Below are 21,383 nucleotides of genomic sequence, written 5' to 3'. Positions count from 1 at the left end.
ACCCCGAATACCACGATCGAAGGTCACCCAAACTAGTTAAGCGCCTACCGAGAGTCCGATTGGAACGCCTGCAATATCTGCTCCGCCGCAAGGGTGGCGGTGAGCTCTCCCAGCCGGACTTTCTCTTCGAGAGAGGGAGCGAGGGAACGCACGGCCGTGCTCTCGCGCACCTGCCGCCACAGTTCGTCGTGGACCATCATCCAGGTCCAGTCGATCTGCTGACGGCGGCGGCGTTCGTCCAGTTCTCCGGCGTTCTCGAGGGTGTCGCGGTGTTCCAGCACTCGGGACCAGAGGTCGTCGAGACCGGTGCCGGTGAGGCCCGAGCACGTGAGCACGGGCGGGTGCCAGATCGCGTCCGGCGGCCGCAGGAGCTTGAGGGCGCCGGCCAGTTCGCGGGCGGCCTTGCGGGCGTCCATCTCGTGTTCGCCGTCGGCCTTGTTGACCGCGATGACGTCCGCGAGCTCGAGGATGCCCTTCTTGATCCCCTGCAGCTGGTCGCCGGTGCGCGCCAGCGTCAGGAAGAGCGAGCAGTCCGTCATGTTCGCGACGGCCACCTCGGACTGCCCGACACCGACGGTCTCGACCAGCACCACGTCGTAGCCCGCTGCCTCGACCAGCACGATCGTCTCGCGGGTCGCCTTCGCGACACCGCCGAGCGTGCCGGACGTCGGCGAGGGCCGGATGAACGCGTTGCGGTCCACCGACAGCCGCTGCATCCGCGTCTTGTCGCCGAGGATGCTGCCGCCGGTGCGAGTCGAGGACGGGTCGACGGCGAGCACCGCCACCCGGTGCCCCCGCTCGGTCAGCATGGTGCCGAGGGCGTCGATGAACGTCGACTTGCCCACGCCGGGCACGCCGGTGATGCCGACCCTGGTCGCGCCACCAGACTTCGGCAACAGCTCGACCAGCAGCTCCTGGGCCTTGGCCCGGTGGTCGGCGCGCGTCGACTCGACGAGCGTGATGGCCCTGGCCAGCACACCGCGGTCGCCGCCGAGCACGCCCTTCGCGTACTCGGCGACGTCGATCGTCCTAGCCATGGTGTCCGAGCTGCTTCGCGAGCTTCACCAGCAGGTCCTTCGCCGCGTCCGCGATCACCGTGCCGGGCGGGAAGATCGCCGACGCCCCGGCCGCGTACAGCTCGTCGAAGTCCTGCGGCGGGATGACGCCACCGACGACGATCATGATGTCCTCGCGCCCGAGCCCGGCGAGCTCCTCGCGCAGCGCCGGCACCAGCGTGAGGTGGCCCGCGGCGAGCGAGGACACGCCGACGATGTGCACGTCGGCCTCGACGGCCTGGCGCGCGACCTCCTCGGGCGTCTGGAACAGCGGGCCGACGTCGACGTCGAAGCCGAGGTCCGCGAACGCCGTGGCGATCACCTTCTGGCCGCGGTCGTGGCCGTCCTGGCCCATCTTGGCGACCAGGATGCGCGGCCTGCGGCCCTCTTCCTCCGCGAACGCCTCGACGACCTCGCGGCAAGCGTCCACGTTGGACACCGAGCCGACCTCCTGCCGGTACACGCCGGAAATCGTGCGGATCTGCGCGCTGTGCCGCCCCCAGACCTTGCCGAGCGACTCGGAGATCTCACCGACGGTGGCCTTGGCACGGGCGGCGTTGATCGCCAGTTCGAGCAGGTTGCCGCCGACGTCCGCCGCGTTCGTCAGGGCGTTCAGCGCACTGTCCACTGCGGACTGGTCGCGTTCCTCCCTGAGCCTGCGCAGCTTTTCGAGCTGCTGGGCGCGCACGCCGGCGTTGTCGACCTTGAGGACCTCGATCTGCTCGTCGGTGTCCACCAGGTACTTGTTGACGCCGATGACGGGCTGGCGTCCGGAGTCGATGCGCGCCTGCGTGCGGGCGGCGGCCTCCTCGATGCGCAGCTTCGGGATGCCCTCGTCGATCGCGCGGGCCATGCCGCCCGCCTTCTCGACCTCGGTGATGTGCTCCCACGCCTTGGCTGCGAGCTCGTTCGTGAGCCGCTCGACGTACGCGCTGCCGCCCCACGGGTCGATCACGCGCGTCGTGCCGGACTCCTGCTGGAGCAGCAGCTGCGTGTTGCGGGCGATGCGCGCGGAGAAGTCGGTCGGGAGCGCGAGCGCCTCGTCGAGTGCGTTGGTGTGCAACGACTGCGTGTGGCCCTGCGTCGCCGCCATGGCCTCCACGCACGTGCGCGCGACGTTGTTGAACACGTCCTGCGCGGTGAGGGACCAGCCGGAGGTCTGGCAGTGGGTGCGCAGGCTCAGCGACTTCTGCGACTTGGGCTCGAAGTCGTTGACGAGCTTCGCCCAGAGCAGCCGGGCGGCGCGCATCTTGGCGATCTCCATGAAGAAGTTCATGCCGATCGCCCAGAAGAAGCTGAGCCGTGGCGCGAACCTGTCCACGTCCAGCCCGGCGGCCCTGCCCGCGCGGATGTACTCGACGCCGTCCGCGAGCGTGTACGCCAGCTCCAGGTCGGCCGTCGCCCCCGCCTCCTGCATGTGGTAGCCGGAGATCGAGATGGAGTTGTACTTCGGCATGTTCTGGCTGGTGTAGCTGAAGATGTCGGAGATGATCCGCATCGACTGCTTCGGCGGGTAGATGTAGGTGTTGCGGACCATGAACTCCTTGAGGATGTCGTTCTGGATCGTCCCCATGAGCTGCTCCGGCTTCACCCCCTGCTCCTCCGCCGCCACCACGAAGAGCGCGAGCACCGGCAGCACGGCGCCGTTCATCGTCATCGACACGGACATCTTGTCGAGCGGGATGCCGTCGAACAGCGTGCGCATGTCGTAGATCGAGTCGATCGCCACGCCGGCCATGCCGACGTCACCGGCGACCCTGGGGTGGTCGGAGTCGTAACCGCGGTGCGTCGCCAGGTCGAACGCGACGGACAGGCCCTTCTGACCGGCCGCGAGGTTGCGGCGGTAGAAGGCGTTCGACTCCTCGGCCGTGGAGAAGCCCGCGTACTGGCGCACGGTCCACGGCTGGTTGACGTACATCGTCGGGTACGGGCCCCGCAGGAACGGCGCGACGCCGGGGTAGGTGCGCAGGAAGTCGAGACCCTCGACGTCCTCCGGGCCGTAGACGGGCTTCACCGCGATGCCCTCGGGCGTCTCCCACGGCGGCAGGTCCGTCTCGTACTTCGCCTGCGGGAGCGGGCCGAGTTCGATGTCCGCGAAGTTGGGGATCATCGCTCCACTCCCAGGAAGGTGTAGGTGCTGGTGAGGATCTCGAGCGCCGGGCAACCGAGGAACACGAAGCCGTCGACCTCCGCCTCGGTCTTCTTGCCGGCGAGGAGCACCCGCTCGGCGCCTGCCGCGCGCAGGGCTTCGACGGTGGCTGTCGCCTGGTCCGCGTAGCTCGTGTCGCTGCCGCACAGGACGGCGACCTTCGCTCCGGACTCCCGGAACTTCTCGGCCACCTGGTCCGGTGTGCTGGTCGGCCCGGCGGCCGGGGTGGCGAAGCCGCCGGCGTTGAAGAGGTTCGCGGCGAAGGTGGCCCTGGCGGTGTGGGCCGCGACCGGGCCGAGGGTGGCCAGGAAGACCTGGGGGCGTTCGGGCTGGGCGTCGGCGAGGTCGCGCAGCTCCTCGAAGGCCTGTGCGTACCGCACCCGCGGCAGCCCGAAACTGTCAGACCTGCCTGAGAAACTTGGAGTGGGGGCCGCGCTCCCCCTGGGGGCCGGTGAGTCCGAATCGATTCCGGGCGCCGGGTCGCGCACGACCGCGGGCTCGGCAGCCGGTGCCGGGTCGCGCACGACCGGCTTCTCGGCCAGGTTCGGGAACTCGCTGACCCCGGTGATCGGGTCGCGCCGGTTCGCGAGCCGCGCCGACCGCGCCTCCCACGTGGCGGCGATCCGCGAGGCGACCAGCTCCCCCGCCTGTCCGATGCCACCGGCGCGTTCGATCTCCTGGAACCACGCCCAGGCCGCGACCGCCAGCTCGTCGGTCAGCTTCTCCACGTACCAGGACCCGGCCGCGGGGTCGATCACCTCACCGAGGTGCGACTCCTCCAACAGCAGGTTCTGCGTGTTGCGCGCGATCCGGCGGGCGAACTCGTCCGGCAGCCCGATCGCCGCGTCGAACGGCTGCACCGTCACCGAGTCGGCCCCGCCCAGGCCGGCGGCCAGGGTCGCGACCGTCGTGCGCAGCATGTTCACCCACGGGTCGCGGCGGGTCATCATCGCCGACGACGTGACCGCGTGCTGCAGTTGCACACCGTCGGCACCGGACACCTCGGCCACGCGGGCCCACAACCGGCGTGCGGCGCGCAGTTTGGCGATCGTCGTGAACTGGTCGGCGGTGGCCGCGTAGCGGAACTCCAGCTGCGCGAACGCCTCGGGCACGCTGAACCCGGCGGCTTCGAGAGCGCGCAGGTACGACACGGCCAACGCCAGGGAAGCACCCAGCTCCTCGGCGTCGGATCCTCCCGCGTCGTGGAACGGCAGCGCGTCCACCACGACCGTCCGCAGCCCCGGGAACGCCGAACGCGCCTCCCGGATCACCTCCAGCGCTTCGCCGAACGGCGTCAGCGCGAGGTTGCCGCGCACGTCGGAGGCCAGCACCGGCGCCTGGTCGTAGATCCGCAGCATCGCCCGTGCGGCATCCACGGAACCGTCGAGCACGATCGGCGCGAGGTCGAGGTAGACGCCCTCCAGCAGCCCTTCGAGCGAGGCCGCGGGCACGGCGAGCCACAACGAGGTGACGCCGCCCTCCAGGTCGTTCATCAGGGCGACCGGGTCCGCGACGGCGTGGCGCTGCCGGACGTCCCAGCCCTGTTTGACCGGGGCGAGCGCGTACGGCTCCAGGGCGTCGTCGAGGGTGTAGAGCGGCTGGAGCTCGATGCCGTCGTACGTCTTCGTGACCAGCGAGTCGAAGCTCGCGCCGGTCTTAGCGAGGACGGCGTCGACCAGCTCACGCCACTGTTCCCTCGACGCCGAGGGGAACTCGTTCGGGCGGAATTCGGCGGGCAAGGCCAACTCCATCATCGTCGCAGTGTCGCGGATCGGTACTCGCACGGCTATGTGAGGTTCACCGCCGTTCACTCACCATTCGGTAAGTCAGGAAGAATCGCCCTGTGGACGAGGTTGACCCCCAGCGCCTGATCGCGGATCGATACCGGCTGTTGCACGTGCTCGGCCAGGGCTCGATGGGCACCGTGTGGGCCGCCCACGACGAGGTGCTGGGCCGGCAGGTAGCGGTGAAGGGCATCCTGCACACGCCCGGCATGCCCGACGCCGAGGCCGCCCAGCTGCGCGAGCGGACCATGCGCGAGGCCCGGTCGATCGCCGCGCTGTCCCACCCGAACCTCGTCACGCTCTACGACGTCGTCCAGCAGGACGGCGACCCGTACGTGGTGATGGAGCTGGTGCCGTCGCGCAGCCTCGGCGAGGTGCTGCAGGAGCAGGGCTGCCTCACCGAGAAGCAGGGCGCGGCGGTGCTGGACGCGGTGGCGGCCGCGCTGGGGTCGGCGCACCGGGCGGGCATCACGCACCGCGACGTGAAGCCCGGCAACGTGCTCATCGCCGACGACGGGCGGGTCAAGCTCACCGACTTCGGCATCGCGCGCAACGTCGCCGAGGCCACCATGACCGCGCGCGGCATCACGCTCGGCACGCCCGCGTACATCGCGCCCGAGGTGGCGCAGGGCGGTGACGTGTCGGAGGCGGCGGACCGGTGGTCGCTCGGCGCGACGCTGTGGGCCGCGATGGCAGGCGAGCCCCCGTACGTCGGCAAGAACGTCATGCAGACGATCAACGCGGTGATCCACGGCGACGTGCCGGTGCCGGCGGGCGCGGGGCGGCTCGCGCCGGTGATCAGCGGGTTGATGCGCAAGGAGCCGGCCGAACGGCTGGAGCTGGTCGACGTGCGCAAGCAGGTCTACCCGCTGCTGCCGGAGCCGGGCACGGACGCGTTCGAGGTCCGCGAGTCCGTGGCGCCGCCGGTCGTCGTGCGGCCGAAGCCGAAGATCCAGCCGGACGCGCCGCTGGCCGACGACCCCGGCCCGTTGCCGTTCCTCGTCACGAGGCCGACGCCCCCGCCGCGGCGGAGCAGGCTCGTCTCGGCGCTCGTCGTGGTCGCGGCCGTCGCGTTGTTCCTGGCGGGTTCCGGTGGCGGGTTCGCGCTGACCAGGCTGGTCGCGGGCGCGTCACTGCTGCCGCCCGCCGAGCAGTCGTCGCCCACGCTGCCCACCCTGCCGACCTCGGCGACGCTGCAGCCGCGCACCGCCGCGGCCGTCACGGCGAACGGCGACCAGGGCGGCAAGTTCACGCTGAACGTCGAGCAGAGCTGGGCCTCCTACACCGAGCAGAGGGCCGGCGACCTGCGTTTTCCACCCTCGGCGGTGGTGCACTTCGTGTCCGGCAGCGGCGCGTACGAGGTGACCGTGCAGCGGTTCCCCGAGTACTACCCGAAGCGCGACGTCAAGGCGTACGTGCTCGGCGTGCAGGGGCGCTGGCCGGGCAGGTTCTTCGGCGGCGAGAAGGTGCAGACGGACAGCCTGCCCGGCGACCGGTACGAGGACAGCATCCAGTTCTTCTACAAGACGGTCGAGGGCGACGAGCCCAACGCGCTGCGGAGGTCGCACTTCTCGCGCGTGCTGCCGCTCGGCAACGACCTGTGGGTGGTCGAGGTGGTCGTCCCCACGGAGCAGGAGGACGAGGCGCGCGTACGACTCTTCGACGCGATCGCCTCGACGTTCGCCCCGGTTTAACATCTGGCGGTGACTCCAGAAGAGCTGGCCGGCAAGGCCGCGGAAGAGATCCAGAGCCGCACCGGCAACGACAAGCACGACATCGCCATCGTGCTCGGCTCCGGCTGGCGACCCGCCGCCGACGTGATCGGAGAACCGGTCACCGAGATCCCGGTGGGCGAGCTGACGGGCTTCGAGGCGCCGACCGCGCTCGGCCACGGCGGCACCATCCGTTCCGTCGAGGTCGGTGGCAAGAAGGTCCTCGTCGTCCTGGGCCGCACCCACGGCTACGAGGGCAAGGGCGTGCAGAAGGTCGTGCACGGCGTGCGTGCCGTCGCGGCCGCGGGCGTGAAGACGGTCGTGCTGACCAACGCCGCCGGCGGCCTGCGCCAGGGCATGTCCGTCGGGCAGCCGGTGCTGATCTCCGACCACCTGAACCTGACCTCGCTGTCGCCGCTGGTCGGCGCGCGGTTCGTCGACCTCACGGACCTGTACTCGCCGCGCCTGCGCAAGCTCGCGCAGGAGATCGACTCCTCGCTGGAGGAGGGCGTGTACGCGGGGCTGCCCGGCCCGCACTTCGAGACGCCCGCCGAGATCCGGATGCTGCGCACGATGGGCGCCGACCTGGTCGGCATGTCGACCGTGCACGAGGCGATCGCCGCCCGCGCCGAGGGCGTCGAGGTGTTCGGGTTGTCGCTGGTCACGAACCTCGCGGCGGGCATCACCGGCGAGCCGCTGAACCACCAGGAGGTGCTCGAGGCCGGTGCTGCCGCCGCCGAGCGCATGGGCACGCTGCTGCGCGAGCTGGTGGACCGCGCATGAGCCTGACGCCGGCACTGCGTGACGCGACGTTCCGGTGGATCGCTGACGACCCGTCGGACGTGACTCGAACCGAGCTGCAGGGCGTGTTGGCACGGGCCATGGGTGGCGACGCGGCAGCGTTGGAGGACCTCCAAGACCGCATGGCCGGGCCGTTGACGTTCGGCACCGCCGGGCTGCGCGGGCCGGTGCGGGCGGGCACGAACGGCATGAACGTCGCGACGGTGATCCGCGCGACCGCCGGGCTGGCGTCGTGGCTCCCCGGAACGGGCGTGGTGTTCGTCGGGCGCGACGCGCGGCACGGCTCGGAGGAGTTCGCGACGGCCGCCGCCGAGGTGATGGCGGCCGCGGGCTTCGACGTCCGGGTGCTGCCGGGGCCGTTGCCGACGCCGGTGCTGGCGTACCTGGTGCGCGCACACGGTGCGGTGGCGGGGATTCAGATCACCGCGTCGCACAACCCGCCCGCGGACAACGGCTACAAGCTCTACCTGAGCGGCGGTTCGCAGATCGTGCCGCCGTCGGACGGCGAGATCGAGAAGGCGATCGAGGCGGTTCCGGCGGCGGTGTCCGTGCCCAGGAACTCCACGTACACCACGGTTTCCGACGCCGAGGTCGACGCGTACCTGGATCAGGTCGCCTCACTGCCGCGCGGCAACTCGCGATCGCTCAAGATCGCGCTGACGCCGATGCACGGCGTGGGTGGCGCGTTCGCCGTGGAAGCGTTGCGGCGCGCGGGTTTCACCGACGTGCACGTGGTGCGGTCGCAGGCGGTGCCGGACCCGGACTTCCCGACCGTGGTGTTCCCGAACCCGGAGGAGCCCGGCGCGTCCGACGAGCTGCTCTCCCTCGCGGCGTCGGTGGACGCGGACCTGGCCATCGCGCTGGACCCGGACGCGGACAGGTGCGCTCTCGGGGTGAAGGACGGCTCGTCGTGGCGGATGCTGCGTGGGGACGAGACGGGCGTGCTGCTCGGTTCGCTCGTGCTGTCGACCACGGAGTCCACGGACCCGTTGGTGGCGACGACGATCGTGTCGTCGTCGCTGCTGAAGTCGATCGCGGCCGCGCACGGCGCCCGGTACGCGGAGACGCTGACGGGCTTCAAGTGGCTGGCACGCGCGGGCGAGGGCCTGGTGTTCGCCTACGAGGAGGCGCTCGGCAACTGCGTCGACCCGGAGCACGTCGCCGACAAGGACGGCATCTCGGCCGCGGTCGTCGCCGCGGACCTGGCGGCCGGTCTGAAGGCCTCGGGCCGCACGCTGCTGGACGCGCTGGACCAGCTCGCGGCGGACCACGGACTGCACCTGACCGACCAGATCTCGTTGCGCTACACCGACTTGAGCCTGATCGGCGCGACGATGTCCCGGCTGCGCGCGAACCCTCCGGCGGAGTTCTCCTCGGAGGACCTCCTGCCCGGCGCGGACGTGCTGCGCTGGACGGCCGACGGCGTGCGCGTGATCGTGCGGCCGTCCGGCACCGAGCCGAAGCTCAAGGCGTACCTGGAGGTCGTCGAGCCGGTCACGGACGGACTGGAGTCCGCCCGTGCGTCAGGTGGGGCCCGGCTGGCTGAACTGCGGGAACGGGTGACGGCGCTCGTCAGCTAGCGAGCGCGATCGCGAGACACAACGCGGCGACGACAAAACCCCCGCCGGCCACGAAGTAGGCCCTTCTGGTCGGCGGGGACACCGCGTTGCGGCGCCCCTCGGTGACCGCCGCGACGGCGATCCGACCGAAGATGTACGCGATCGTGCAGAGCCCCACACCGAGTCCGAGCATCATCGTGTTGACGTCCCACGGGCTGTGGTCGAACCCCGGCCACAAGGACGCGAAGAGAGGCCCGAACCCGATCATCCCGATGCCGACGGCAAGGCCGAAACCCCAGGTGATGCGACGCTGACGAGGACTGGTGTGCATTAGGGCGGTGGTCTTCATGGTCCCTCCTGTGTACACCCCTTAGGACGCGCTTCCGGCATCAGGGTTCCGTTTGCTCAGCACCAAGAACGCCTGCGGCCCGCCTTCGTCCACACCCTTCTGACGTTGCAACCGGGCCACTTCGTTGAACCCGGCTTTGGTCGCGTTGGCCGCCGTCTCCTCCATGTCGTGCCAATGGACCGTGAGGTCCACGTCGTGGCCGTACGCGTAGGTGAGCGGCTTCTGCTGGTTACCCAGTTTGAACGCGTGCAACAGGTGGCCGCCGGGCCTGAGGACCCGGTGGAACTCGTGCCACGGGACGTCGGCCGCCGGCATGTGGACCGTGGAGTACCAGACGACCGCGCCGCCGAGGGTGTTCGCTTCGAGGTCGAGTCTGGTCATGTCGCCCTGGGTGAACGTGAGGTGCGGGTGGAGCCTCCGCGCCTGGTCGAGCATGCCGTCGGAGAGGTCGATGCCGGAGGCGTCGAGGCCCAGTTCGTGCAGGTGCCGGGTGATGCGGCCGGTGCCGCAGCCGATGTCCGCGACCGGTCCGGTCGTGAGTTCGGCGAACGCGCGCATGATCGCGGCGTCGAGGGGGCGGCCGTCGTGCGCGTCGGGGAGGAGGCGGGCGTAGTCGGCGGCGACGATGTCGTAGGAGGCGCGGGTCACGGGCGTTATGTTGCTCGACGTGCCCAGGCTGTTGATCGTCCACCACACCCCGTCGCCCGCCCTCCAGGCGATGTTCGAGGCCGTGCTCGCCGGTGCCACCACCCCGGAGATCGAGGGCGTCGAGGTGGTGCGGAAGGCCGCGTTGTCCACAACCGCTGTGGACACCCTGGAGGCCGACGGCTACCTGCTGGGCACCCCCGCGAACCTCGGCTACATGAGCGGCGCGCTGAAGCACTTCTTCGACACCGTCTACTACCCGTGTCTCGACTCCACGCGGGGCAGACCGTTCGGGCTTTACGTGCACGGCAACAACGACACGACTGGCGCGGTGCGCAGCGTGGAGACCGCCACGACCGGGTTGGCTTGGGAGAAGGCCGCGCAGCACGTCGTGGTCACGGGCGAGCCGACGAAGGCCGACCTCCAGGCGTGCTGGGAGCTCGGCGCTTCCGTGGCGGCCCAGTTGTCCACATGAACCCGGGGTTGTCCACAGCCTGTTGTCCCCACCCTGTGGACAACCCTGGGGATGCGTTCGAACGTGTGTTCTAGCGGCCGATCGAGCTCATGTCGGGGTACCTGTCGCCCGCCACGGCGGAGGCCGGCACGGCCGCCTCGATCGCGGCCAGGTCGTCGGCCGAGAGCTCCAGCGACGCCGCCGCGACGTTCTCCTCCAGGTACTTGATGCGCTTGGTGCCGGGGATCGGCACTACGTCCTGACCGCGGTGCTGCACCCAGGCGAGGGCGAGCTGGCCCGCCGTCACGCCCCGGTCCGCCGCCAGCGCCTTCAGCTCGGCGACCATGCGGAGGTTCGCGTCGAGGTTCGCACCGGAGAACCGCGGGTTCGTGGTGCGGAAGTCGTTCTCGCTGAAGTCGGCGGACGACGCGAAACGGCCGGTCAGGACGCCTCGGCCGAGCGGCGAGTACGGCACGACGCCGATGCCCAGCTCGCGGGCGGTCGGGACGATCTCGGCCTCGATGTCACGCGACCACAGCGACCACTCGCTCTGCAGCGCGGTGATCGGGTGCACGGCGTGGGCGCGGCGCAGCGTGTCGGCGCCGGCCTCGGACAGGCCGAGGTGGCGCACCTTGCCCTCGGTGACCAGCTCGGACATCGCGCCGACGGTCTCCTCGATCGGGGTGTCGGCCGGCACGCGGTGCAGGTAGTACAGGTCGATCGTGTCCACGCCGAGGCGCTTGAGCGACCCCTCGACCGCCGAGCGCACGTAGGCGCGGTCGCCGCGGATCGCGCGGCCGCCGTCCGGCGAGCGGTCGATGCCGAACTTCGTGGCCAGCACGTAGTCAGAGCGGCCGGCGAGCGCGCGGCCCACCAGCTCCTCGTTCACGTGCGGGCCGTACATGTCCGCCGTGTCGATCAGCGTGACGCCGAGGTCCAGGGCGCGGTGGATCACCGCGATCGACTCCTGCTCGTCGCCGGCGCCGTAGAACTCCGACATCCCCATGCAGCCGAGCCCCTGCGGCCCGACCTCCAACGATCCCAGTGAACGGCTCACGCCGTCGCCTCCAAGTCCCGCTCGACCACCGCGTAGTGGTCGATCTTGTAGTCGAGCACCTCGAGGGACGTCTGCAGCTCCGCGATGCGGGCGCGGACGTCGTTGCGGTGTTCGACGAGGATCTGCTTGCGGCGGCCTGCCGTCAGGTCGCCGCGGTGCCTGAGCTGCGCGAACTCGCGCATCATGCGGATCGGCATGCCGGTCGTGCGCAGGCGCGTCACGAAGGCCAGCCAGCCGAGGTCCTCCTCCGAGTAGCTGCGACGCCCGCCCGAGTCCCGTGCGGGCGGGTCGACGAGCCCGATTCGTTCGTAGTAGCGCAAGGTGTCGATGGACAACCCACTGCGCTGCGCGGCTTGGGCTATCGAGTAACTCACGACTCGACGCTAAGACCTGGAGTGCGCTCTAGGTCAAGCGGAATCCTTCGAGATGCCCCACGCCTCGAGGTGGCCCGCCATCTCCGGGACGTCGATCTTGTCGCGGCCCAGGGCGCGCACGAGGTCGAGCGCGTCGTCCTCGTCGGCGTCGATCCAGTAGCCGTTGATGTCGCACATGGTGACGGCGGCGACCCAGGCCAGCCGCCAGTTGCCCTCGACCAGAGGGCGGGTTCGGACGATCGAGTCGAGCAGGGCGGAGGACTTCAGCCACAGCGTGTCGTACGCCTCCACGCCGAGCACGGTGGCGCGGGGGCGGTAGGCCGCCGTGTCCAGCAGGCCGATGTCCCTGACGAGGAGATCGCCGCCGGTCACGGCCGTGGCCAGCACTAACAGGTCCCCGGCGTCGAGGTAGGAGATCACGGCACCCAGTTGATCACAGAGGTCTGACAGATTCAGGAAGAACCGAGCCTATCCAAAAGACCTCGGTACTTGGGCAGGACTCGCCCGAGCACCTCGCCGAGCTTCTCCTCCTGCTGCATGCGCCGGTAGCGATCCGCGATCGCCAGCCGCACGACCTCCTGTTTGGAGCGCCCCTCGGACTGCGCCAGTTCAGCGAGCCGCAGGTTCTCCTCCTCGGTCAACCGCAAGGTCATCGCCATGGAGAGACGGTATCAACGTGATACCACTGAGGCCAGAGGCCGATAGGATTGCCCGATGCCCAGGCCCAAGACCCACGACGACGCGCTGCGGCGGCGTCTGCTCGAGCGGGCGGGCGAACTGCTCAGCACCGAGGGCCCCGCCGCGGTGAGCCTGCGCAAGATCGCCACCGACGTCAACACCTCGACCACGGCGGTCTATTCCCTCTTCGGCGGAAAACCCGCGCTGCTCGAAGCGCTCTACGACGAGGCGTTCACGCAGTTCGGCACCAGCCTCGCCGCGGTGCCCGTCACCGACGACCCCGCGGAGGATCTGCTGCAGATCGGGCTCGCGTACCGGCGCAGCGCGCTGGAGGACCCGCAGTTCTACTCGGTGCTCTACTCGAAGGTCGTCGAGCCGACGAAGGAGATGAGCCGCGCGGCGGGCAGGACGTTCGCACCGGTGATCAACGCCGTGCGGCGCGCGGTCGAGCAGGGCGTGTACCTCGCGGAGGACCCGGAGCAGATCGCGATGTCGATGTGGGGCATCGCGCACGGCCTGGTGAGCCTGGAGCTCAACGGGAACCTGCCGCCCGGCATCGACGCGGCCGCCACCTACGAGCTCGCGTTGCGCGCGCACGGCAGGGGCTGGCGGGCGGAGACCGGGAAAACGCTGTGACACCAACGCTGTGACACCACGGAATCCGGGGAGGCGGCCGCCGCGAAACCTCCCCGGACCCGCTGAACTGTCCGGTTAGGACAGTCCGTCTTGGTGGTGCGGCACTACTTCAGCGCACCGTCGAGCGCCTTGATCAGCTCGCCCTGCGGCGTGTCGCCGTCGAGCGACCAGATCATCGCGCCACCGAGCCTGCGCGAGTTGATGTAGCGCGCCTTGCGCTTCATCTCCGTCGCGTCGTCGTAGGTCCACCACGTCTTGCCGTCGTAGATCCACGCGAAGCCCGCGCGCTCGTCGCGGTAGACCTTGTAGGAGTTGCCCGGTTCGGAGAGCTTCGCCTTGATGCGGTGGAAGTCCTCGTAACCGGCCTCGTACTTGGCGGGCGCCGGCACACCGGTGCCGAACAGGCCGTTGCGCTTGCCGGGGGCCACGCCGTCCCAGCCACGGCCGTAGAACGGCACGCCGAGCACGGCCTTCGAGCGCGGGGCACCACGCGACAGCCACGCGTCGACCGTCACCTCGGAGCTGAACTCGAACTGCGCCGGGTCGCCCTTCGGCACCCGCAGCGCGGACTGCTGGTTCGCCTCCGGGTCCCACGCGCCGTGGTAGTCGTAACCCTGCAACGTGCCGAAGGTGAGGTAGGAGAACACCTTCCTGACCTCGAAGCCCCGGTCGATCTGGGCCGGGTCGGCCGGCAGGAACGCCGTCAGGTCGCGGTTCCAGCCCATCTGCTTGCGGTACTCGGCGAGCAGCAGGGTGAAGTTCTGCTTGTCCTCGGGACGGATCACGTTCGGAGGAGTCGGGTTGCCCGGGCTCGACGGCCACTCCCAGTCGAGGTCGATGCCGTCGAACACGCCCTTCGCCGCACCCGCGGGCAGACCGGGCAGGTCACCCTTGATCCACATGTCGGTGCAGGACTTGACGTGCGCGGCACGCGACTCGGCGGTCAGCGCGGCGTTGGAGAAGTAGCGCGAGCCCGTCCAGCCACCCAGCGAGATGTTGATCCTCAGCTTGGGGTACTTCGCCTTGAGCTGCTTGAGCTGGTTCAGGTTGCCCAGCAGCACCTGGCCCGCCTCGTCGGCCTTGCCGCTCACCGACTGCTCCGCGGTGTGGGGCATCTGCCAGTCGGCCCACGGGTCGGCGCTCACGCACTTGCCCGCCTCGTCGAGGAAGCCGAAGGCGTAGTTCAGGTGCGTGAGCCGCGCGGCGGCCCCGCTGTCCACGAGGTTCTTGACGCGGAAGTTCCGGTCGTACACGCCCCACTGGATGAAGTACCCGACGGTGCGGGTCTTCGAATAGCCGTGGTGCCCATTGGTCTCGACATCGGCGTTCGCGGGCGCGGAGGCCAGCGACGCTGACAGGGCGCCGACCGCGAGTGCGGCGACACCCCATCTCCGTCTGGACATGTGACTCCTCAATCGGATCGCGGCAGCGGCGGTGTGGTCCAGAGCACGATAGGCCTGAGGTCTAGACCACTGCTACGTCCGATCGGAGGTATGTCCTAAACCGCCCCGTACAGACGGTCACCGGCGTCGCCCAGTCCGGGCACGATGAAGCCGGAGTCGTTGAGCCTCTCGTCCACCGACGCCGTGACGAGACGGCACGGGAGCTTCGAGTCCTCCAGCGCGTTGATCCCCTCCGGCGCCGCGAGCACGCACACGGCTGTCACGTCGGTCGCGCCGCGCTGGGTCAGCAGGCGGATCGTGTACGCCATCGAGCCGCCGGTCGCGAGCATCGGGTCGAGCACGAACACGGGGCGCCCGGCGAGGTCCTCCGGCAGCGACTCCATGTACGGCGTCGGCTGCAGCGTCTCCTCGTCGCGCGCCAGCCCGACGAAGCCCATCTGGGCGTCCGGGATCAGCTTGTGCGCCTGGTCCGCCATGCCCAGGCCGGCGCGGAGCACCGGCACCAGCAGCGGCGGGTTTGCCAGCTTGTAGCCGGTAGTACGAGCAACCGGGGTGTGCGTGCGGTCTTCCTTCAGCGGTGCCTCGCGCATCGCTTCGTAGACCAGCATCACGGTCAGTTCCTGCAGCGCGGCGCGGAATGCGGCATTGTCCGTGCGCGCGTCACGCATCGTTGTGAGTCTCGCCTTGGCGAGTGGATGATCGACGACCAGGACGTCCATGCCCGACACCGTAACCGCAGCGAGGAGCCAGGGGTGTTCGAAGAGATCTACCGCGAGGCGCGGCAGCGCGTCGTCGGCCTGACCATGGGCCTGAGCGCCGAGGAGCTCGCGCGGACCGTCCCCGCCTGTCCTGAGTGGACCGTGCACCAGGTCGTCGCGCACCTCTCGGGCGAGGCGTCCGATCTGGTCAGCGGCCGCATGGAGGGGGCGCCGTCGGACGAGTGGACGGCGCGGCACGTCGCCGAGCGCGAGGGCGTCCCCGTGCAAGATCTGCTGGAGCAGTGGAACGACTTCGGCGAACGCATCGGCGAGATGCCGCGCATCCCGTACCAGCTGGCGCTGGACGCGATCACGCACGAGGCGGACCTGCGCGCGGCACTGGGCCGCGACCGCCTTCCGGACACCGTGTGGCAGCCGACCCTGGTGTGGATGACGCCGCGCCGGTTGACCGACGTGACGGTGAAGACGGAGCTCGGCGAGCTCGGCGACGGCCCGATCACGCTGGACGTCGACGGCTACGAGCTGTGGCGCGCGTTCTTCGGCCGGCGCTCCCGCCGGCAGATGGAGTCGTGGAACTGGTCGGACCCGGCACCGATCGACAAGATCCCGTTCTTCCCGGCGCGCGAGACCGACCTGATGGTGTAAACGGCGTTAACTGAAGAGGTGTAGGGTCGGCCGCGTGACAGACCACGTGCGCATCGGAGTGCTCGGCGCGGCCATGATCGCGCCGATGGCCGTCATCCGGCCCGCCCGTTCCTCGACGGTCGCCGAGGTCGTGGCGGTCGCCGCGCGCTCGGCGGACAAGGCCCGGGCCTTCGCCGACAAGCACGGCATCGCGCGCGTGCACAGTTCGTACGAGGACCTCCTGGCCGACCCGTCGGTCGACGCCGTCTACAACCCGCTGCCGAACGGCCTGCACGGCAAGTGGACGCTGGCCGCGCTCGAAGCGGGCAAGCACGTGCTGTGCGAGAAGCCGTTCACCGCGAACGCCTCGGAGGCCGCGCAGGTCGCCGAGGCGGCCAACGCGTCCGGTCTCGTGGTGATGGAGGCGTTCCACTACCGCTACCACCCGCTGGCCCAGCGAGTGGCGGAGATCGTCGAGTCCGGCGTCCTCGGGCCGTTGCGGCACGTCGAGGCCACCGTCGCGTTCCCGCTGCCGGTGTTCTCCAACATCCGCTACGACTACTCGCTCGCGGGCGGAGCGATGATGGACGCCGGCTGCTACGCCGTGCACATGGCACGACTGCTGGGCGGCGAGGAACCCGAGGTGCGGTCCGCGAAGGCGTTGCTGCGCGGGCCTTCCATCGACCGCGCGATGCGCGCCTCGCTGCGCTTCCCCTCCGGCCACACGGGTTCCGTGCACACGTCGCTGTGGTCGTCGACGGTGTTCAAGCTGTCGATGAAGGCCGTCGGCGAGAACGGCACCCTGAAGGTCTTCAACCCGCTCGGCCCGCACGCCGTGCACCGCTTGTCGTTGCGGCTCAAGGACAAGAAGTCGTCCGAGACGTTCGGCAAGCGCCCGACCTACGCCTACCAGCTCGACGCGTTCACCGACGCCGTGCTGCACGGCAAGCCGTTCCCGACGACCGCGGACGACGCGGTGCGGAACATGACGGTGATCGACGCGATCTACCGCGCGGCCGGGCTGCCGCTGCGGCAGCCCACCACCTGATCAGGGGGCCGGACAACCCGTTCCGGGAGTAAAGAATCGACAAAGCGACTCCGAGAAGTCTCATGACCCATTTGAGACGCGGAGGTGCGAACGGTGACGATCGAGCAGAAGCCCGTCCAGCAGATGTGCGAGTCCCCGCTGGTCATCCTGGGTGTCTCGGCCTCACTCGCGGTGGCGATCGGCGTGCTGCCGCTGACGTGGACCTACAGCCCGGCCCTCGCGGCGGCACTGGCCGCGCTCCTGGTGATCGCCTTCGCGATCACCGTCAAGTACGCACCGAACCGCAAGTGAGCGTTCTAGACTCGTTCGGGTGAGCGACGAGCTGGTACCCGCCGACCAGAGCCATATGCGCGCCTCCGACGCCGACAGGGAACGGATCGCGCAGGTGCTGCACCAGGCGACCGCCGAAGGCCGCCTCGACATCCACGAGCTGGACGAGCGACTCGTGGCCGTCTACGCCGCGAAGACCTACGGCGAACTCGTCCCCATCACCGCGGACCTGGTGCTGAGCGGCCTGCCGCAGACCCCCGCCGTGCCGCAGTACCAGCCGGCGGTGAGCGACCGCATCGGCGGCGAACCCGGCAGCGCGGTGTCGGTGGCCTTCTGGTCCGGCGTGAACCGCAAGGGCGGCTGGGTCGTGCCGCGCATGCACAACGCCGTCGCGATCATGGGCGGCATCGAGATCGACCTGACCCACGCGAACTTCGCCGAGGCCGAGGTGACCATCAGCTGCTTCGCGTTCTGGGGCGGCGTGGAGATCCGGGTGCCCGACGACATCAACGTCAAGGTGGACGGGTTCGGGTTCATGGGGGCGTTCGAGGAGAAGGTGCCGGTGCGGCGCCACATCCCCGGCGCGCCGACGGTGCGGGTCACGGGCCTCGCGATCATGGGCGGCGTCGAGGTGAAGGGGCCGAAGAAGCCCAAGAAGAACGTGCTGCGCGAACTGCTCGAGTGATGCTCGGCCGGTGAACGGTTCCGGCGGGTGCGCCCAGCGGTTCCGCGAGCTGCTGTGAACGCCCACTAAGCGCCCCTGAGCAGCGCGAACATCGTCACTTAGGACGGGCGTCCCATTCCGCCTAGACTCCCTGGCATGGCTGCTCCAACGACACTGCCGTCGGCCCTGGCTGACGCCGTGCGCGACGAATCGTCGCTGCGGCGTTTCCTGCACGGGCTCCCCGGCGTCGACCAGGTCGGCGTCGAGCAACGAGCCGCGGGCCTCGGCACGCGGAGCATCAAGAAGGCCTCCAAGCTGCACGCCATCGACCTGGCGATCAGCATGGTGGACCTCACCACGCTCGAAGGCGCGGACACGCACGGCAAGGTGCGCTCCCTCGCCGCCAAGGCGAAGCGCCCGGACCCCGAACGGCCCGACGTGCCGCAGGTCGCGGCGGTCTGCGTCTACCCGGACATGGTGAAGACGGCGGCCGACGACCTGGTGGGCACGGGCATCAACGTCGCCAGCGTCGCGACGGCGTTCCCGAGCGGGCGCAGCACGATGGACATCAAGCTCGCCGACACGCGGTTCGCCGTCGAGCAGGGCGCGTCCGAGGTCGACATGGTGATCGACCGGGGTGCGTTCCTGAGCGGCCGGTACGGGCAGGTGTTCGAGGAGATCGTGAAGATCAAGGAGGCGTGCGGGAACGCGCACCTCAAGGTCATCCTCGAGACCGGTGAGCTCGTGACGTACGACAACGTGCGCCGCGCGTCGTGGCTCGCGCTGCTGGCCGGCGGTGACTTCATCAAGACGTCGACCGGCAAGGTGCAGCCCGCGGCGACGCTGCCGGTCACGCACGTGATGCTGCAGGCGGTGCGGGACTGGAAGCAGCAGACGGGTGAGCTGCGCGGGGTGAAGCCCGCCGGTGGCATCCGCACGACCAAGGACGCGATCAAGTACCTGGTGGCCGTGCACGAGGTGGCCGGTCCGGAGTGGCTCGACCCGCACCTGTTCCGGTTCGGCGCGTCGACGTTGCTCAACGACCTGCTCATGCAGCGTCGGACCCAGTTGGACGGCCACTACAGCGGCCCGGACTACGTGACGGTGGACTGAAGACATGTGGGAATACGCCCCCGCGCCCGAGTCGCGGGACATCGCGAACCTCAAGCCCGCCTACAAGATGTTCGTCGACGGCAAGTTCGTCGAGGGCACGGGCGAGCCGCTCAAGACGATCAACCCCGCCACCGAAGAGGTGCTCGCGGAGGTCTCGACGGCGTCGGAGTCCGATGTGGACACCGCGGTCAAGGCCGCGCGCAAGGCCTACGACCGCGTGTGGTCGAAGATGCCCGGATCCGAGCGGGCCAAGTACATCTACCGGATCGCGCGGCAGATCCAGGAGCGCGGCCGTGAGCTCGCGGTGCTGGAGTCGCTCGACAACGGCAAGCCGATCAAGGAGTCGCGCGACACCGACATCCCGACGGCGGCCTCGCACTTCTTCTACCACGCGGGCTGGGCGGACAAGCTCGGTTACGCGGGGTACGGGCCCGACCCGAAGCCTCTCGGTGTTGCGGGACAGGTGATCCCGTGGAACTTCCCGCTGCTGATGGCCGCGTGGAAGATCGCGCCGGCGCTCGCGTGCGGCAACACCGTCGTGCTCAAGCCCGCCGAGACGACTCCGCTGACGGCGCTGGTGCTCGCGGACATCATCCAGCAGTGCGACCTGCCGCCGGGCGTCGTCAACATCATCCCCGGCGCCGGGGACGTCGGTGCCGCGCTGGTCGGGCACGCGGACGTGAACAAGGTCGCCTTCACCGGCTCGACCGACGTCGGCAAGGTCATCCAGGGGCAGCTCGCGGGCACGAACAAGAAGCTCACGCTGGAACTGGGCGGCAAGGCCGCGAACATCGTGTTCGACGACGCCCCGCTCGACCAGGCCGTCGAGGGCATCGTCAACGGCATCTTCTTCAACCAGGGCCACGTCTGCTGCGCCGGCTCGCGCCTGCTCGTGCAGGAGTCGATCGCCGACGAGCTGATCGAGAAGCTGCACGCGCGCGTCAGCACGCTGCGCGTCGGCGACCCGCTGGACAAGAACACCGACGTCGGCGCGATCAACTCGCGCGAGCAGCTCACCAAGATCCAGGAGCTGACCGCGTCCGGAGAGGCCGAGGGCGCCACCCGCTGGACGTCGTCGTGCCCGTTGCCGGACAAGGGTTTCTTCTTCGCCCCGACCGTGTTCTCCGGGGTGTCGCAGGCCATGCGCATCGCCCGCGAGGAGATCTTCGGACCGGTGCTCTCCGTGCTCACGTTCCGCACGCCGGAGGAGGCGGTGGCCAAGGCGAACAACACGCCGTACGGCCTGTCCGCCGGCATCTGGACCGAGAAGGGCTCGCGCATCCTCTGGATGGCACAACGGATGCGCGCCGGTGTGGTGTGGTCCAACACGTTCAACCGCTTCGACCCGACCGCGCCGTTCGGCGGGTACCAGGAGTCGGGCTTCGGCCGTGAGGGCGGCCGCACCGGTCTGGAGGCCTACCTCGATGTCTGATCGACTCACGGTCGCGAAGACCTACAAGCTCTACATCGGCGGCAAGTTCCCGCGCTCCGAGTCGGGCCGCAGCTACCCGGTGACGGACTCGAAGGGCACGTTCCTCGCGAACGCCGCCCAGGGCTCGCGCAAGGACGCACGCGACGCGGTTTCGGCTGCGCGCAAGGCTTTCGGCGGCTGGTCGGGCACCACGGCCTACAACCGCGGCCAGGTCCTGTACCGGGTGGCGGAGGTCCTCGAAGGCCGCCGCGAGCAGTTCATCACCGAGGTGGCCACGTCCGAGGGCGTGGCGCTCAAGAAGGCGCAGTCCCTCGTGGACACCGCGATCGACCGCTGGGTCTGGTACGCGGGCTGGACCGACAAGATCGCGGCCGTCCTGGGTTCCTCGAACCCGGTGGCGGGCCCGTACTTCTCGTTCTCCACCCCGGAACCGACGGGCGTCGTGGCCGTGCTGGCGCCGCAGCAGTCGTCGCTGCTGGGCCTGATCTCGGTGATCGCCCCGGTGATCGCGTCCGGCAACACCTGCGTCGTCATCACCTCGCAGGACCGGCCGCTGCCCGCGATCACGCTGTCCGAGGTGCTCGCGACGAGCGACGTCCCCGGTGGCGTCGTCAACATCATCACCGGCCGCACCGCGGAGATCGCGCCGTGGCTCGCCTCGCACGGTGACGTGAACGCACTGGACCTGACGGGTGCGCCGGAGTCGATCCGCGCGGACCTGGAGCGGTCAGCGGCAGGCACCGTCAAGCGCGTGCTGCGCACCAAGGTGAACGAGGACTTCACGGCCACGCCGGACATGTCCCGCCTGCGCGCGTTCCTGGAGACGAAGACGGTCTGGCACCCGATGGGTGTCTGAG

23 protein-coding genes are annotated in these 21,383 nt (G+C 69.8%); 12 read left to right on the top strand and 11 right to left on the bottom strand.

Annotated features, from left to right (window positions below):
• Positions 1 to 44 precede the first annotated feature (44 nt).
• Genes meaB through ND450_RS36885 form a run of 3 tightly spaced genes read right to left on the bottom strand, consistent with a single transcriptional unit; the run spans position 45 to position 4,958 of the window.
• Complete coding sequence (gene meaB, locus ND450_RS36895) at positions 45 to 1,037, bottom strand: methylmalonyl Co-A mutase-associated GTPase MeaB (protein WP_253322788.1); 993 nt, start codon at positions 1,035 to 1,037, stop codon at positions 45 to 47.
• Positions 1,030 to 3,165 carry a methylmalonyl-CoA mutase gene (gene scpA, locus ND450_RS36890; protein WP_253322787.1) on the bottom strand — a complete coding sequence of 712 codons (2,136 nt, stop codon included), beginning with the start codon at positions 3,163 to 3,165 and terminating at the stop codon, positions 1,030 to 1,032. The genes meaB and scpA overlap by 8 nt, the downstream gene beginning before the upstream one ends.
• Positions 3,162 to 4,958, bottom strand: a complete 1,797-nt coding sequence (locus ND450_RS36885) for a methylmalonyl-CoA mutase family protein (protein ID WP_253322786.1) — start codon at positions 4,956 to 4,958, stop codon at positions 3,162 to 3,164. The genes scpA and ND450_RS36885 overlap by 4 nt, the downstream gene beginning before the upstream one ends.
• An 89-nt stretch (positions 4,959 to 5,047) precedes the next feature.
• On the opposite strand from ND450_RS36885, the gene ND450_RS36880 reads away from it, so the two are divergent.
• The 3 genes from ND450_RS36880 to ND450_RS36870 are packed head-to-tail and all read left to right on the top strand — an operon-like array spanning position 5,048 to position 9,081.
• Positions 5,048 to 6,682, top strand: a complete 1,635-nt coding sequence (locus ND450_RS36880) for a serine/threonine-protein kinase (protein ID WP_253322785.1) — start codon at positions 5,048 to 5,050, stop codon at positions 6,680 to 6,682.
• 9 nt (positions 6,683 to 6,691) lie between these two features.
• Positions 6,692 to 7,483 (top strand): purine-nucleoside phosphorylase, encoded by a 792-nt coding sequence (locus ND450_RS36875; protein ID WP_253322784.1) that lies wholly within the window; start codon positions 6,692 to 6,694, stop codon positions 7,481 to 7,483.
• Complete coding sequence (locus ND450_RS36870) at positions 7,480 to 9,081, top strand: phospho-sugar mutase (protein ID WP_253322783.1); 1,602 nt, start codon at positions 7,480 to 7,482, stop codon at positions 9,079 to 9,081. The genes ND450_RS36875 and ND450_RS36870 overlap by 4 nt, the downstream gene beginning before the upstream one ends.
• Here ND450_RS36870 and ND450_RS36865 read toward each other — a convergent pair.
• On the bottom strand, positions 9,074 to 9,409 hold the full coding sequence (locus ND450_RS36865; RefSeq protein WP_253322782.1) for a hypothetical protein: 336 nt from the start codon (positions 9,407 to 9,409) through the stop codon (positions 9,074 to 9,076). The genes ND450_RS36870 and ND450_RS36865 overlap by 8 nt on opposite strands.
• Before the next feature lie 21 nt (positions 9,410 to 9,430).
• Complete coding sequence (locus tag ND450_RS36860) at positions 9,431 to 10,057, bottom strand: class I SAM-dependent methyltransferase (RefSeq protein ID WP_253322781.1); 627 nt, start codon at positions 10,055 to 10,057, stop codon at positions 9,431 to 9,433.
• Positions 10,058 to 10,076: 19 nt separating this feature from the next.
• On the opposite strand from ND450_RS36860, the gene ND450_RS36855 reads away from it, so the two are divergent.
• On the top strand, positions 10,077 to 10,529 hold the full coding sequence (locus ND450_RS36855; RefSeq protein ID WP_089915693.1) for a flavodoxin family protein: 453 nt from the start codon (positions 10,077 to 10,079) through the stop codon (positions 10,527 to 10,529).
• Positions 10,530 to 10,599: 70 nt separating this feature from the next.
• On the opposite strand, the gene ND450_RS36850 is transcribed toward ND450_RS36855, so the two are convergent.
• The 4 genes from ND450_RS36850 to ND450_RS36835 are packed head-to-tail and all read right to left on the bottom strand — an operon-like array spanning position 10,600 to position 12,598.
• Positions 10,600 to 11,514: an aldo/keto reductase gene (locus tag ND450_RS36850; RefSeq protein WP_089914791.1), complete on the bottom strand. Its 915-nt coding sequence runs from the start codon at positions 11,512 to 11,514 to the stop codon at positions 10,600 to 10,602.
• A gap of 47 nt (positions 11,515 to 11,561) precedes the next feature.
• On the bottom strand, positions 11,562 to 11,939 hold the full coding sequence (locus tag ND450_RS36845; protein ID WP_089914792.1) for a MerR family transcriptional regulator: 378 nt from the start codon (positions 11,937 to 11,939) through the stop codon (positions 11,562 to 11,564).
• Between the two features lie 33 nt (positions 11,940 to 11,972).
• Positions 11,973 to 12,359, bottom strand: a complete 387-nt coding sequence (locus ND450_RS36840; RefSeq protein WP_089914793.1) for a type II toxin-antitoxin system death-on-curing family toxin — start codon at positions 12,357 to 12,359, stop codon at positions 11,973 to 11,975.
• 32 nt (positions 12,360 to 12,391) lie between these two features.
• Positions 12,392 to 12,598: a ribbon-helix-helix protein, CopG family gene (locus ND450_RS36835; protein ID WP_089914795.1), complete on the bottom strand. Its 207-nt coding sequence runs from the start codon at positions 12,596 to 12,598 to the stop codon at positions 12,392 to 12,394.
• 55 nt (positions 12,599 to 12,653) lie between these two features.
• On the opposite strand from ND450_RS36835, the gene ND450_RS36830 reads away from it, so the two are divergent.
• Entirely contained in the window at positions 12,654 to 13,253 is a 600-nt protein-coding gene (locus tag ND450_RS36830) for a TetR/AcrR family transcriptional regulator (RefSeq protein ID WP_253322780.1), read from the top strand.
• 104 nt (positions 13,254 to 13,357) lie between these two features.
• Here the strand turns inward: ND450_RS36830 and ND450_RS36825 are convergent, their stop codons facing one another.
• On the bottom strand, positions 13,358 to 14,656 hold the full coding sequence (locus ND450_RS36825) for a glycoside hydrolase family 18 protein (protein ID WP_253322779.1): 1,299 nt from the start codon (positions 14,654 to 14,656) through the stop codon (positions 13,358 to 13,360).
• A gap of 95 nt (positions 14,657 to 14,751) precedes the next feature.
• Positions 14,752 to 15,375, bottom strand: coding sequence for a uracil phosphoribosyltransferase (upp, locus tag ND450_RS36820; RefSeq protein WP_089914806.1), 624 nt, complete (start codon positions 15,373 to 15,375; stop codon positions 14,752 to 14,754).
• A 33-nt stretch (positions 15,376 to 15,408) separates the two neighbouring features.
• Between upp and ND450_RS36815 the strand changes: the two genes are divergently transcribed.
• From ND450_RS36815 to ND450_RS36785, 7 genes are all read left to right on the top strand, one after another.
• Complete coding sequence (locus tag ND450_RS36815) at positions 15,409 to 16,020, top strand: maleylpyruvate isomerase N-terminal domain-containing protein (protein WP_253322778.1); 612 nt, start codon at positions 15,409 to 15,411, stop codon at positions 16,018 to 16,020.
• Between the two features lie 34 nt (positions 16,021 to 16,054).
• Positions 16,055 to 17,047 carry a Gfo/Idh/MocA family protein gene (locus tag ND450_RS36810; RefSeq protein WP_253322777.1) on the top strand — a complete coding sequence of 331 codons (993 nt, stop codon included), beginning with the start codon at positions 16,055 to 16,057 and terminating at the stop codon, positions 17,045 to 17,047.
• A 93-nt stretch (positions 17,048 to 17,140) separates the two neighbouring features.
• Entirely contained in the window at positions 17,141 to 17,338 is a 198-nt protein-coding gene (locus ND450_RS36805) for a hypothetical protein (protein ID WP_253322776.1), read from the top strand.
• A 19-nt stretch (positions 17,339 to 17,357) separates the two neighbouring features.
• Entirely contained in the window at positions 17,358 to 18,002 is a 645-nt protein-coding gene (locus tag ND450_RS36800; protein WP_245786079.1) for a DUF1707 domain-containing protein, read from the top strand.
• Positions 18,003 to 18,137: 135 nt separating this feature from the next.
• A complete protein-coding gene (gene deoC / locus ND450_RS36795) occupies positions 18,138 to 19,094 on the top strand; it encodes a deoxyribose-phosphate aldolase (RefSeq protein ID WP_253322775.1) in 957 nt (318 codons plus the stop codon).
• A gap of 4 nt (positions 19,095 to 19,098) precedes the next feature.
• On the top strand, positions 19,099 to 20,526 hold the full coding sequence (locus ND450_RS36790; protein ID WP_089914820.1) for an aldehyde dehydrogenase family protein: 1,428 nt from the start codon (positions 19,099 to 19,101) through the stop codon (positions 20,524 to 20,526).
• A complete protein-coding gene (locus ND450_RS36785; protein ID WP_253322774.1) occupies positions 20,519 to 21,382 on the top strand; it encodes an aldehyde dehydrogenase in 864 nt (287 codons plus the stop codon). Before ND450_RS36790 ends, ND450_RS36785 begins: the two co-directional genes overlap by 8 nt.
• Position 21,383 lies beyond the last annotated feature (1 nt).

Source organism: Lentzea sp. HUAS12 (assembly GCF_024125735.1).
GTDB lineage: Bacteria > Actinomycetota > Actinomycetes > Mycobacteriales > Pseudonocardiaceae > Lentzea > Lentzea albida.
The sequence above is the reverse complement of the archived record's forward strand: the minus strand, read 5'-3'. Positions and strand labels throughout refer to the sequence as shown.

Excerpts from the sequence above, each read along its gene's own strand:
- meaB (WP_253322788.1), bottom strand. The coding sequence starts at position 1,037 with ATGGCTAGGACGATCGACGTCGCCGAGTACGCGAAGGGCGTGCTCGGC.
- scpA (WP_253322787.1), bottom strand. The coding sequence starts at position 3,165 with ATGATCCCCAACTTCGCGGACATCGAACTCGGCCCGCTCCCGCAGGCG.
- ND450_RS36885 (WP_253322786.1), bottom strand. The coding sequence starts at position 4,958 with ATGATGGAGTTGGCCTTGCCCGCCGAATTCCGCCCGAACGAGTTCCCC.
- ND450_RS36870 (WP_253322783.1), top strand. The coding sequence starts at position 7,480 with ATGAGCCTGACGCCGGCACTGCGTGACGCGACGTTCCGGTGGATCGCT.
- ND450_RS36865 (WP_253322782.1), bottom strand. The coding sequence starts at position 9,409 with ATGAAGACCACCGCCCTAATGCACACCAGTCCTCGTCAGCGTCGCATC.
- ND450_RS36850 (WP_089914791.1), bottom strand. The coding sequence starts at position 11,514 with ATGGGGATGTCGGAGTTCTACGGCGCCGGCGACGAGCAGGAGTCGATC.
- ND450_RS36835 (WP_089914795.1), bottom strand. The coding sequence starts at position 12,598 with ATGGCGATGACCTTGCGGTTGACCGAGGAGGAGAACCTGCGGCTCGCT.
- ND450_RS36830 (WP_253322780.1), top strand. The coding sequence starts at position 12,654 with ATGCCCAGGCCCAAGACCCACGACGACGCGCTGCGGCGGCGTCTGCTC.
- ND450_RS36825 (WP_253322779.1), bottom strand. The coding sequence starts at position 14,656 with ATGTCCAGACGGAGATGGGGTGTCGCCGCACTCGCGGTCGGCGCCCTG.
- upp (WP_089914806.1), bottom strand. The coding sequence starts at position 15,375 with ATGGACGTCCTGGTCGTCGATCATCCACTCGCCAAGGCGAGACTCACA.
- deoC (WP_253322775.1), top strand. The coding sequence starts at position 18,138 with ATGGCTGCTCCAACGACACTGCCGTCGGCCCTGGCTGACGCCGTGCGC.
- ND450_RS36790 (WP_089914820.1), top strand. The coding sequence starts at position 19,099 with ATGTGGGAATACGCCCCCGCGCCCGAGTCGCGGGACATCGCGAACCTC.
- ND450_RS36785 (WP_253322774.1), top strand. The coding sequence starts at position 20,519 with ATGTCTGATCGACTCACGGTCGCGAAGACCTACAAGCTCTACATCGGC.